At 50.4% G+C, this 12,611-nt stretch carries 9 protein-coding genes and 1 pseudogene; 5 read left to right on the plus strand and 5 right to left on the minus strand.

The genetic code is table 11. From position 1 onward, the window contains the following. Positions 1 to 4 precede the first annotated feature (4 nt). The 3 genes from G8759_RS14210 to G8759_RS14220 all read left to right on the plus strand — a co-directional run bounded on the left by G8759_RS14210 (position 5) and on the right by G8759_RS14220 (position 2,827). Entirely contained in the window at positions 5 to 1,873 is a 1,869-nt protein-coding gene (locus tag G8759_RS14210; RefSeq protein ID WP_167209009.1) for a proton-conducting transporter transmembrane domain-containing protein, read from the plus strand. A gap of 56 nt (positions 1,874 to 1,929) precedes the next feature. Next, positions 1,930 to 2,175: an acyl carrier protein gene (locus G8759_RS14215; protein ID WP_167209011.1), complete on the plus strand. Its 246-nt coding sequence runs from the start codon at positions 1,930 to 1,932 to the stop codon at positions 2,173 to 2,175. A gap of 451 nt (positions 2,176 to 2,626) precedes the next feature. Then, positions 2,627 to 2,827: a helix-turn-helix domain-containing protein gene (locus G8759_RS14220; RefSeq protein ID WP_232074307.1), complete on the plus strand. Its 201-nt coding sequence runs from the start codon at positions 2,627 to 2,629 to the stop codon at positions 2,825 to 2,827. A 10-nt stretch (positions 2,828 to 2,837) separates the two neighbouring features. On the opposite strand, the gene G8759_RS14225 is transcribed toward G8759_RS14220, so the two are convergent. From G8759_RS14225 to G8759_RS14245, 5 genes and pseudogenes are all read right to left on the minus strand, one after another. Then, positions 2,838 to 3,299 (minus strand): hypothetical protein, encoded by a 462-nt coding sequence (locus G8759_RS14225; protein WP_167209013.1) that lies wholly within the window; start codon positions 3,297 to 3,299, stop codon positions 2,838 to 2,840. 304 nt (positions 3,300 to 3,603) lie between these two features. Beyond that, positions 3,604 to 4,569 carry an arsenite methyltransferase gene (locus G8759_RS14230; RefSeq protein WP_167209015.1) on the minus strand — a complete coding sequence of 322 codons (966 nt, stop codon included), beginning with the start codon at positions 4,567 to 4,569 and terminating at the stop codon, positions 3,604 to 3,606. A gap of 64 nt (positions 4,570 to 4,633) precedes the next feature. Continuing rightward, positions 4,634 to 4,960 (minus strand): annotated as a pseudogene (locus G8759_RS14235) (ArsR/SmtB family transcription factor). Next, positions 4,951 to 6,471, minus strand: coding sequence for an IS1182 family transposase (locus tag G8759_RS14240; protein ID WP_167209017.1), 1,521 nt, complete (start codon positions 6,469 to 6,471; stop codon positions 4,951 to 4,953). The pseudogene G8759_RS14235 and the gene G8759_RS14240 overlap by 10 nt, the downstream one beginning before the upstream one ends. 366 nt (positions 6,472 to 6,837) lie before the next feature. Then, positions 6,838 to 7,218: a hypothetical protein gene (locus G8759_RS14245; protein WP_167209020.1), complete on the minus strand. Its 381-nt coding sequence runs from the start codon at positions 7,216 to 7,218 to the stop codon at positions 6,838 to 6,840. Between the two features lie 61 nt (positions 7,219 to 7,279). Between G8759_RS14245 and G8759_RS14250 the strand changes: the two genes are divergently transcribed. Then, positions 7,280 to 7,543, plus strand: a complete 264-nt coding sequence (locus G8759_RS14250) for a hypothetical protein (RefSeq protein WP_167209022.1) — start codon at positions 7,280 to 7,282, stop codon at positions 7,541 to 7,543. 370 nt (positions 7,544 to 7,913) lie between these two features. After that, the gene (locus G8759_RS14255; protein ID WP_167209024.1) at positions 7,914 to 12,107 is read left to right on the plus strand and encodes a hybrid sensor histidine kinase/response regulator transcription factor; all 4,194 of its coding nucleotides are present in this window, start codon (positions 7,914 to 7,916) and stop codon (positions 12,105 to 12,107) included. Positions 12,108 to 12,611: the final 504 nt, after the last annotated feature.

Raw genomic sequence — 12,611 nt, forward strand, 5'->3', positions numbered from 1 at the left:
ATCGATGGAACAACTACTGCCCCTTTTCGTGCTCATTCCGCTGGTCGGCCTCTTGGTAGGAGTCTGGCTATCCCCTTCGAATGAGTCTGCTATTGCGTGGACGGCCATCACTACCATTGGTCTTCATCTACTCGTTGTCGTAGCGTTTGTGGGGTATTGGGTGTTTCGAGGCTACCCACCGCTCACCCTAGCCAGCCTCGAACTGGTTGCAACGAACGACTACCGCTTCGTGCTGGATTTTTATTTCGATAGGCTTACGGCGGTCTACCTGCTGGTTGGGGCATCCCTAGTTCTGCTGGTGGTGCTATATAGCCGGTATTATCTCCATCGCGAGCGTGGGTACAAGCGTTTCTTTTTTACCACGCTTTTCTTTTATGGGGGCTATGTCCTGATTGTAGTGGCCGGAAATCTGGAAACGATGTTTACGGGTTGGGAAGTGATTGGTCTTTCATCGTTTCTGCTGATTGCCTTTTACCGGGGTCGTTACTTACCCGTCAACAATGCGCTAAAAGTATTTTCTATTTACCGTATTGCCGATATGGGCCTATTGCTGGCCATGTGGATGAGCCACCATCTATGGCACGAAAACATCACCTTTGCGGGGCTGAACCAGTACGCAGGGGTGCATGCCCCGCTTCAGACCCATAGCTGGATGGGGGTGTTCATCTCACTGATGATCCTGTTTTCGGCCCTCACCAAGTCGGCTCAGTTACCTTTTTCGGCCTGGTTGCCCAGAGCCATGGAAGGTCCAACCCCATCGAGCGCTATCTTTTACGGATCGCTGTCGGTGCATATCGGCGTTTTCCTGCTGCTGCGAACGGCGCCGTTGTGGGAGCAGCAAGTATCTATTCGAATTCTAATGGGGGGAATTGGTTTATTGACCAGCCTGATCGCCAGTGGAATTGCCCGCGTCCAGGCTTCGGTTAAGAGTCAGATTGCGTATGCCTCCATTGCGCAGATTGGGATTATGTTCCTGGAAATAGCGCTGGGCTTTCCTACGCTTGCCCTGGTTCATTTTGCTGGGCATGCGTTTTTGAGAACCTATCAACTGCTGCTATCGCCTTCCATCGTCAGTTATTTGATCCGGGAACAATTTTACACGTTTACCCCTGTTCAGTCAGTTTCCACCAGCCTGTGGCCAACGCGCCTGCGGGATACCTGGTATGTCCTGAACCTGACGGAATGGAATCTGGATACACTGATGTATCGACTACCGCAACGACTCGTTCAAGGGTTGGGGCAGCGACTTTCGTTCGTATCGCCAAACTGGGCTCTGGGCCTGGGCATTCCGGTCTATGGCATTGGTCTACTGGGGGCTTACCATCAGGAGAGTTTATCGCCCCAATTGAGGCACTATCTATCGATCATGTTTGCGCTGATTGGGCTTCTGTTCGTCGTGTGTTCCTTCACTAAGCGTAAACATCTATGGCTGAGTTGGTTATTGATGGTAATGAATCCTTTCTGGATTGCCCTGGCTATTGCCTATAACGAAGCGGTTGCGGTTGGTCAGGTGCATCTGTATCTGAGTGGGATTGTGGTGGCGGGGCTGGGGGGATATGCCTGTCTGCAGGGGCTCAATTCACGAGAAGGCGATTTACAACCTGATCCATATGCCGGTTATGCGTATCCTTACCCTAGACTAGCGTTCGGCTTTTTACTGTGTTGCCTAGGCGTGACCGGTTTTCCCATTACCCCAACCTTTATTGGGGAAGATTTACTGTTTAGCCATATTCATCCCCACCAGGCAGTACTGGCTTTCTTGGTTGCACTCAGCTTTATGCTGAACGGGCTTTCGACCATTCGACTGTACACCCGGATTTTCCTGGGCCCCTGGCCTGATACACCGTATGGTACCGCAAACCGATCTTCTTAACCAATATGCACGTTAGTGGCACTCTTCTGAACAACGGGAAGCTCTCCAATTTCGCTATGGAAAACACCTATCAACGACTTACTCACCTGGTTTTAGCCCAGGGCATTGTCCGTCCCTCAGCCCTGCAACCCACGGCTGATCTGCGAAAGGATTTAGCGTATCGGTTGTCCGATATTGTTGAACTAGCCCGTTTGACCGAGCGGGAACTTAAGGTATCCATCCCCCCGGAGGATTACAGTAGGTTTACGACACTTGGTGAATCGGCCCGCTACCTGATGGAACGGCTTCAAGCAGCTTACTAACCGCTCTGCTATAGACATTATCACGAAATCGTCCAGCTTTTCCAACTTCCCGTGAGCGATCCATTTTTCTAACTTAATTTTTTTGCCTTATGAGTCATCCCTGGAGATTTCAATGAAACTGACCACGCCACGGTGGCCTTCTGATTCCGAAGTCGGCTGACTAGCTGTTTCGCATCAAACTGACCACCGCCGGGCGACCCCGCTTAAGTCCCTTTCCATTGCACCGGCCCGCGACGGCGTACCGTTCGCAGTGGCGCACCACCCCGGCATAGAGTTAGTAGTAAATTAAATAAGAACCATCAGTGGTCAAAATGCTACAAAATCCACTGGGCTATGCTTCTGAAATCTCCACATTATCTAAGTACTTTGTTCACAAACATACGAGCGTTTGTAGTGATCCACGACAATTTTACAAACGTACGACGTTGGTCATTCGGTTGTAAAGCGTATCCTGAATGAACACCGGGGCGGCAGCTCTAAGATGTGCGTACGTCTGTCAGAAGCCTTTTGCACTAGTTCCGAGTTTTGGTTGAACGTGCAACGCAACTATGATCTTTGGTATGCAGAGAGAACTGTCGAGTTTAAAACGGTGCAGCATTTTGGCCGTTGCCAACTAGTGGCATGCAGCCCGCTTAACCTTAAAAAGTACTGAAATAAATTTTCTAGAACATTACCTTAAATTTCCCATCGGTTATCTTTACACTCCTCCCATTTCCTTTCAGGTTCATCATGAACGTACCGACTGCATACTCAGCAGTAACTTCGGTAAATGTAATGGAGCCCACCTCTGCCGCACCCAGATCAGCCTCATATATAATAGAGTTCTGTTCAATAATATCTCCACCACGAATCTTCTTGGTTTCTGGTTTGCCATTCATCACCCCGGTTATATTAAGCCGAATCTGTCGATAAGTGCTACCTGTACCGTTATCGCCTGAAACTTTTGTTTCGTTCACACCGGTGCCGGGACCAATAAGTGCAGACCTGGTCAACGTGAATTTCTGGCCGTCCAGAGTATATTCAACGAAGTAATCACTGGTATATGGCGTAGGCATTGTCGTATCGCTCTTTTTGCAGCCAGCAAACAGCAAGCCTACCAGTAGGAGCAGGTAAATAGATTTCATGTGGTAATTATGATTTGATTTACCCGCATATATACCATCTAAAATGCATATGTAACATCTATTTATGCGACTTAATTGAACATAGCCGTTTTTACTCGGAAACGAGTAGAAAGTGGCTAGTGGAGTTTGGAAATAAAAGAGCTCCAATCGGGTGGAGGAGCGTATATTTAACCTATTTTGTTCACAAGCAAACGACCGTATGCCTGTGAACAAAACCAGTAAACAATGCTCATTGGTGTTAAACTATAAAGGCTCGTTTATGTAGGATCGAGACCGCTATTTCTTCCATTCAGCTTTGGCGGCTTCAAGATCGCGCATGAATGTGGGATTTTTTAAAATAGCAGGTTAGCATTCTGTGCGTGACTTGGCGCGCGTCTTCGTTGTCGCTGGGATAGTGAATGCCCATAATTTCGCGCAAACGGCGGATTTCCTCGGCCAGTTTGATAAAATCTGCCCGGTGAATGCCCCGGGCTGGATGGCCTTTGACCTGCTGGCGATAATGTGCGATTTCTTCCGCCGACAGATAGTTTTTCAGCACTTTATCCGGCAAGGCAATTTCCCGCTCTTTCTGCACAGTGATATGGGTAAAACCGTTCTCCTGGATGAGCTGCAAATACTCGCTCTTCTGGATAGCACCCGAGACGTAACCCACATAGAGTTTGGCGTCCTGTTGCAAGCCTGCGGGCAGCTCACCTTTCAGTACGATATCCGAGATGCTGAAATGCCCGCCCGGTTTCAAAATGCGGAAGGTTTCGGCCACGGCTTTTTGTTTGTCGGGCACCAAGTTCATCACGCAATTGCTCACCACCACATCGGCCAGATTGCTTGGCAAGGGCATGTCCTCGATGTCGCCATAAACGAATTCGACGTTAGTAAATCCGAGCGTCTTGGTATTTTTGCGAGCGTGGTCAATCATGGCCGGGGTCATATCTAGGCCGATCACGCGGCCCATTTCGCCGGTTTCGGCACGCGCCACAAAGCAGTCATTGCCTGCGCCCGATCCGAGATCCACCACCGTATTACCAGGTTTGATCTGCGCGAATTGCGTGGGTAGGCCGCAACCCAATCCCAAATCGGCTTCGGCGACGTAGCCTTTCAGCTCGTCATAGCCCACGGTCATATCAATGGGCACATTGGCGACCGTTTCAGGCCCGCAGCAAGAGGTGGGGCCGCAGCAACTATTTGCTTCTGCCGGGCCGCCGGGCGGCTGTTCGGCAATCGCGCCGTATTTCTGGCGCACGACTTCTTTGATTTGTTCGGCGGTTTCCATATGCTTTCCTATTGGTGTAATGTAATATTACGATTGATTCAGGCAAAAAAATACCTGCCGATGACTAGCAGGATGTAGCAGGCACGAACGTGTCAAATAATGCTCCGAACGCTCGTTGAGCTTCCTCCCATATGGAGGGATTGATGCAGTAGCACACGCGTGGCGGGTTGATTTCGCCCTGAATGATGCCGATGCGTTTCAGTTCTTTCAAATGCTGGGAAACGGTCGCCTAGGCCAAATCCAGCTCGTCCACCAGATCACCACAAACACAGGCTTTCTTGGAAATCAGCAATTGCAGGATGGCCACCCGTGCAGGGTGCGCAAATGCTTTCGCCAGATCCGCGATGCGGTTTTGCTCTTCGGTGAATATTTCGGTTTTGGTCAGTCCCATGCCCAAAAGGTAACAGAAATAACATTCATTGTAATATTGCGATGAATAATTTGCGCATGTATCAATAAACGCCCGTGGCTGTTGCACAACCCAGATCGCTTCCATAGCCCCAGATTAAAAGACACAAAAAGGTTGTCTGGATAGAGAACCAGTACTTGGGTAACGGCTTTGGGCCAATCTTTTTTCACCAACCATTTTTTTAGATTGTAGGCCGTGGCCGCCAGCAACATCCGTTTGTGGGCCGCCGATTGACCACGGGCATTGGAGCGACGCATCCCAAAGTAGTTCAACAAACTCCCGAACACGGGCTCAACCGTCGAACTTCGTAACTTCTTCATTCGGCTACCTTTAGCACTACTCACCCGCTTCTGCATGCGCTCGTAGTGGTTGCGATACATCGTAAACACCAACCGTTTACGCTGCTTCTTACCACAGCATTTCACTTTGATAGGGCAGTCTTTGCACTCACTCACTTTAGAGAAGTAATAGTAATTGCCATAACCGCCCATCATCCGAAGCCCATAATTCTTTAGAACCGCCCCATATGAACAACGGTATACATCCTCTTTTGGGTCGTACGTGAAGGGCTCCCGAATCGGCGTGTATTGCCCAAAAAGGGCCACAAAGCCCTCAATATTCCGACTTTCCAACCCAGCATAGTTATTGCCCGAGCCAAAGCCTGCATCCGCCAGCACACACCGAAGGGGTAAACCCAAGGCTCGTAAGCGAACAGTGGCTTGGTCTACTAAAGTCAGTAAATGGCGCGCGTCTTTTTCATCAGCCGCATCAGCCTGGATATGAGTAATGACATGTTGAGCGGTATCGACCACCATACTGGCCGAATAGAATAAGCGAAAGGGCTTACCCGGTTTGGTAGCTAGCCGAGCCTGGGGATCAGTTAGGCTTTGATGGGTTCGGTTATTACGGGCCACCCGTTTAGGGTTCACATATTGATTCGCCTTCACAAACGATACCTTCTCGGGGGCGGCTTGAGTGGCATCTTGATTAACATCCAGCGTCCAGTTTGCTATTTTTTTGGCCTCCAGGTTATCCAGAGAGGCATTAGCCTCAACATAGGCCGTATCAATGGCTTGGATTTGTCCATCAACTAAATTTGCCTGAGCACATTGGCGAAGACTATATTGAAAGCATTCCTCAAAGACCTTGTCGGGTAAGCGGTGGCGGGTTCGTGAGAGAGTACTGTGCCAAGGCAGGGGCTGATCCAGCGCTTGATCCAGAAAAAACAGGATGTCTAACCGCAACTGGCAGTGGCGGATAAGGGCCCGATCAGAGGACAGATTTTCCAGATGCTCGACTAGCATCAGTTTAAAGAACAGTACCGGGTCAATCGACTGATGGCCGCACTTGCCGTAATAGGGAGTAACCAGCTCATACAGAAAAGACAGATCAAGGTCTTGCTTTAATCTGTGGTAAAAATTAGTGGTTGGTACCACCTTGCCTAGCCGGGGAAGTGTACCTAATGCTGAGGAGAGTTGCCGTTTGCCTACCATAGTTAAAGATAGGCAACTAGCTCAAGGCTAGCAAGTTGCGTTGTGCAACAGCCACGCCCATTTTTTGAAGCAGACATAAGAACGCTTCTTCGTCTCAGGCGGGAGCATTTGATGAGATTACGTATAACAGAAGTTACACGCCTGAGCTTTTAAAAATTTCTACCATCGGTCCGCCGTCATTTTGCTATCAGATAAGTTTCCCTTACCGATTTATGAATTAGTCAGCTAAAAATGACCGGGGGCCGGAAAGGAACATTCCTTTCCGGCCCCCGGTCACATTATCCAAGCTTACACTTGGCATAATTAGTTATTTACCTCTGATGATAGTACCCGACGTCGAACTGCCGCCTACATTGACACGGTAGATTAGTGGGTATCATTCCCCCGCACATCGTATCCAACCAGCTCGTTTACGCCCTTGTGAACATTTACCTTCAGGCCATCTACTTTGCTACCCCTGGTCGTGAACCAGTCAATGTCCGCCGTACCGTCCACCCGTGAGTTAATCTGCAGGAATACCCGGCCGTTGTGCGGGTTCGGATAGGTTCTTACGGCTAGTTCATCATTGAGGACACGTTCATCAACGCCCACTCTTGCTCCACTCGTTCGACAGAACCCGACTACTACCGTTTTCGTCTCTACATCCGTGACGCCGTTGGCATCGACCACCCTGAACGAAACGGGGTAGGTGTCGCCCTTGGAGGGAAGCTGGGAATTAGTGGAAAACTGGGTGAATGGCCAACTCATCACTCCCCAACGACACCCCCAGCAATTCAAAATCTTTCATTACAGTTTTTTTAGCTATTTGATGTACAAGACTGATGGTAGCTTTTATACTGCTGGGGCTGGTACCTATTCAACCGAAGGGGATCAGTATAAAGAAACCTTTCTGTTTTATTCGAATTCGGTCTATGTCGGTTCCTCTGCCTGGCAGCAATGGAAGCTGCCAAGCGACACGCTGTATTTTTATAGGTTTCCAAAAGGCGATCGACAAACGGGGAAGGATGTGACTCAGGAGTGGGGTCAAAATAAATTTGTGGAAAAACGGGTTCGGGCCACTGGTCGGCCCTAGGGTTTTGCAACTACCCTGTCGCTCATAGCCACGACTGTTTACCTAGTTACAGTGCTTCTCTTCGCTGAGAGGCAGTTAGCTAGTCTGATACGTCTGGTTTATAAGTTCTCTCGAAACGCTCCTGCCTGAGACGAGGAATACCCCATATATCTGCTCTATAAATGGGGACGGGCGTTTCAGGAGACATTACCCCAGAGTTTTATCGTCCTACAATAAGTTGACCCTTCTCTGATGCTGACAATCCCTGCATATCCCCATCAGGACACAATTCACATTTCTTATCTGTTAACCTTCGATTTAATAACTAAGCCGGAATAGTCAAATCGGATATAATCAAATTTGCGTATTTTAAGGGTCAATTCGCCGGTCAATGCGCACCTTTTTCTTTATCTTTTTAAGTATTTTGTCTTCGATGACGCTATTGGGCCAGCCTAAGGCTCAAGGCTGGAAGGAACTGACTATTTCCGAAGGTCTGTCGCAGGGGATGATCTACGACCTGAAACAAGACAGGCAGGGATTTATCTGGGTGGCCACCAAAGACGGCCTCAACCGATATGATGGTCATAATTTCACAGTCTTTAGCCATGATCCCTACAATGAATTTAGCCTCTCTGACAACACCTGCTCGGCCTTGTTGGTCGATAGCCGGGGGCGGCTTTGGGTGGGTACGCTCAACCGGGGACTAAACCTGTACGATGCGCAAACACAGCGGTTTTACCACATCGATATTAGTGACCAGCATGCAGCTAACTCGGGCAACTACGAAGTGAGATTGTTAGCTGAAGATCTAGAGGGTAATATCTGGGTGAATACCGATCAGGACAAGCTCTTTAAAATTACGTTACCGAACGAACTGAAAACTAGTTTTCCTAGGGTCATCAATTTTACAAACCAGGCGAAGTTTCAGCAAATTACCCTGATTGGTATGGCCACCAACGCTTCTGCCCATCATATTCAGTTTCGAGCTAATGGCACAGCAACCGTGGGAACTACCTATGGTATGTGCCTCTTCAATTGGCAGCAGATGACGGGTATGCGGTCGATCTATCGACCACTTAACATACCGCAAAAAGATTGGTCGCTGGTTGATGACACAGGTGAGGGAGGGTACTGGTTTTCAGCCATGAATACCACTATCCACGGTTGGCTGGGAGCCACTCATAAGACCATTCGCTTACCCAGCCAAACTACCAGTGTGCTGGTGAAGATGATTGATTCAAACACGGTCGCTGTAGCTACTTCAGAGTACTTATGGCTACTGTCACCGGATCAGTTACTGGCTCAAGAGAGCTTAACTCCACAAAATGCGTTTACGGCCATGCCACCGGACATGTTTGGGTTGCGAACACTTAATCGGGATAAAACCGGATTAATTTGGATCGGTACAGCGGGATATGGGCTACGGGTGTTTAATCCTAAAGTTAAACAGTTTAAGACGTACTTGCCCAGTACCTCCCTGACCTATCTTACTCAAGACCAACAGGGGCACTTGTATGCGCGCTACTTGTCAACCTATGGCCGAGTCGATCGAGCTACTAATAAACTCTTGCCTTTCCTGAAGGGATTTAAGCAATCCAATGATCATCATGAGGACTTCCTGCTGCAGAGCAAAGCCAGTTATTTCTGGGCATCAACCATCGATTTTGGCGTTACAGGAAAACTCCATCAGTTACTGAAGTATTCGAGTACGGGTGAATTACTAAAGCGTTTTCCGCTACCTGCGCAAACGGCATTCGGTGTTAATCAAAATCAGACCTTTGAAGATAAGGCTGGGCAGTTATGGATAGGCGCTACGAACGGTAAGCTTCTACGCTTCGATCCCAAAACGGAAGACTTTACCGTGTTTGACTACCGGCATCTGCTGCCCCAGAGCGGAGCTGAAATAGAAGTGTATGCCCTGTATTTCGACCGGGCCGGTACCCTGTGGATTGGTACGCCCAGCGGCTTGGTTCGGTGCGAACACCCACAGACGAAACCAGCGTTCGTTCTCTACAAGAATAGTGCGACCAACCAACAGAGCCTAAGCAACGATGTGGTGTCGTGCATGGTGGATGATCCTAACCAACCCGCCCGGTATTTATGGGTCAGCACAAAAGGGGGCGGACTGGAGCGGCTCGATAAAAGAACGGGCTTATTTCAACATTTCACCGAAACGCAGGGTCTGCCCAATAAGGTCGTATATGGGTTGCTGGTCGATGAGTTCAAGAACCTCTGGATGAGTACCAACCGGGGACTGGCCCAGTTTAATCCCCGGACATACACGTTTCGTACCTACGCCAAGGTAGATGGCCTCCAGGATGATGAGTTTAACACGGGATCTTATGTCAAAACGGCATCGGGCGAGTTACTCTTCGGCGGGGTCAATGGCATAACGGCTTTTCGGGCGGGGGATGTAGCCGGTAAAAGCGTAATCCCGAACGTCCACATCGTAGGCCTGAAAATCAATAACGAGCCGGTAGTCGTGGGAGGAGGGGATGGCATTTTGCCCGCAAGCATCGAAAACACGTCCGGCCTTGACCTGGCCTACGATCAGAACCTGATTACACTGGAGTTTGCGGTGATGAATTTCACCAATCCGGCCCGCAACCGGTATCGCTATCGGATGGTTGGTATCGATCCTGACTGGGTGGAAGCGGGCACCAACCGCTTTGCCAACTACGCCCAATTGCCCAACGGTCACTACACGCTCCAGATGATGGGCTCCGCCGATGGGGAGGTCTGGAGTAAACCCGTTGAACTGGCCATTCAGGTCCATCCGCCGTTCTACCGGACCTGGTGGGCTTATTTGTTCTATATCCTGATGCTGGCTGTATTGGGCTGGTTACTTTACCGATTCCAGAAACAGCGTTGGCTATTGCAGCAGCAGGTTAGCCTCGAGAAGCAAGAAGCTAGTCGACTGGCCGAATTAGACGCGCTGAAAACCCAGTTTTTTGCCAACATCTCCCATGAGTTCCGCACCCCACTAACGCTGATTCTGGGGCCCGTTGAACAGATGGCGCAGGAGTACGCCCATGACGGTCGCTTCCCGTTGTTGCAGCGGAATGCCAACCGGCTGCTGAGTCTGATTAACCAGCTCCTCGACCTGAGTAAACTCGAAGCCGGGCAGCTTCGGGCGGAGCCTGAACCGGGCGATATGGCCGCTTTTTTTCGCCTGCTGACCTGTTCGTTCAGTTCGCTGGCCGAAAGCCGCCGGATCAAGTTCACCGTTACGCAGAATGAACCCGAACGCTGGGTCAGTTTCGATCGAGACAAAGTAGAGAAAATCGTGACCAACCTGCTGGCCAATGCCTTTAAATTCACCCCCGCCGGTAATGCCGTCAGCATAAGGGTGCAGTATCCGGAACAGAAGCCTAATCCATTGATTATTTCTGTTTCCGATACCGGTATCGGTATTGAGGCTGATAAGCTACCGCATATTTTCGAGCGATTCTATCAGGGGTCCATCCACACGGGGTCTGTCCATACGGGGGGCGATGGTAAAAATGTCCGACCCTACGAGGGGACCGGTATTGGACTGGCCTTAGTGCATGAGTTGGTGAAGGTTCTCGGCGGCAGCATTAGCGTAGCGAGCACTGAAGGCGTGGGGACTACCTTTACGGTCAAGTTACCACTGGTCGCCAGTGGCATCGACACCGTCCCGTTGAGGGCCAGATCTGGTTCGGGCTCGGCACAGAACCCGTTGGTAGTGGCCGACGGGAGCTACCCGGTCGAATGGCCGGTGGAGACCAAAGCACCACTCGTTACTACGGAGAACATCCTGCTTATCATCGACGACAACGCCGACATCCGGGCCTACATCCGTAGCATCTTTGCCGCCGACTACCAGATCCTCGAAGCAGAGAACGGGCAGGATGGATTAGAAAAAGCCACCGCCAGTCTGCCCGATATCGTGATCTGCGACCTCATGATGCCTCGGCTCGATGGTTTCGGATTTTGCAAAGCGCTAAAAAGCCACGAAGCCACCAGCCACATTCCGGTGATGATGCTGACGGCCAAGGCGACGGTGGATGACCGTATTGAGGGCTTTGAACTGGGAGCCGACGACTACCTGACCAAGCCCTTTAACCGGGGAGAAATCAGGGCCAGGGTGAAGAATCTGGTGCAGCAGCGGCAACGCCTTTACCAGCGATTTGCCGCTAACCTAACGACCGATGTAGCTCAATTAGCCCCACTTGCCGAACCGGTTGGCCCCGTCGAACCGGTAATACTGGCCGCCGAGCAGAAGTTTCTGGACCGGCTGACGGTCGTGGTGAATCAAAACCTGAGTAATCCGAACTTTGGCGTTGAGACACTGGCCGATGCAATTGGCCTGAGCCGGGCGCAGCTTTACCGGAAGCTGAAAGCCCTGACCAATACGACCGCCATTGACTTCATCCGGGAGCTTCGACTCGCTAAAGCGGCCGACCTCCTGACCCAGGGCGAGGAGAGTGTTACGCAGATTGCTTATGCCGTGGGCTTTGAAAACCTGTCGTATTTCGCCAAAGTGTTTCAGGAGCGGTATGGCGTGTTGCCCTCACAGTATGGTTTGGCCAGGGAAACCCCGACTGGCAGCAAAGACCGATAAGTCGGGCCAGATTTAGCCATTCCGCCTGTCTTTCTTGATCGGGCCCCGGTGGTTTCAACTTGATTTACACTGGAGTTTCACGGCAGTCTGAGCCCGATTGATCACAACTGTAAAAAACGTTTGCTATCGACACACTGCCTCAGAACCCGTTTATAACGGGTTTTTTTTGTGCATGCAACAAATAAGCTATTGGATGCAACAAATGAGTTAGCGGCTCAACGGGCCCGTACGCTACTTGCCGGGCAAACGGAACTATCCCGAGAAGAGGGTAACACCGCTCGATGACTCCGTGTCAACCATTGCTTCTCTACTTTGAAAAACGACTAATCAGCAGGGCTCTTTGGGGTCTTTCCTATCCAGCGCCGGGATGGGCCGCCCCCCTCTCCTGGTTTGATCGGGCAACACGGAATTGGGCGGGAGACTCTGAAGAACTGCGGACAGGGGGACCCGTTTGCCTCTTGCCTGGGTAAATCAGGGCTAACCGCCTGAGGCTTGCCAGCACCT

This window comes from Spirosoma aureum (genome assembly GCF_011604685.1).
GTDB lineage: Bacteria > Bacteroidota > Bacteroidia > Cytophagales > Spirosomataceae > Spirosoma > Spirosoma aureum.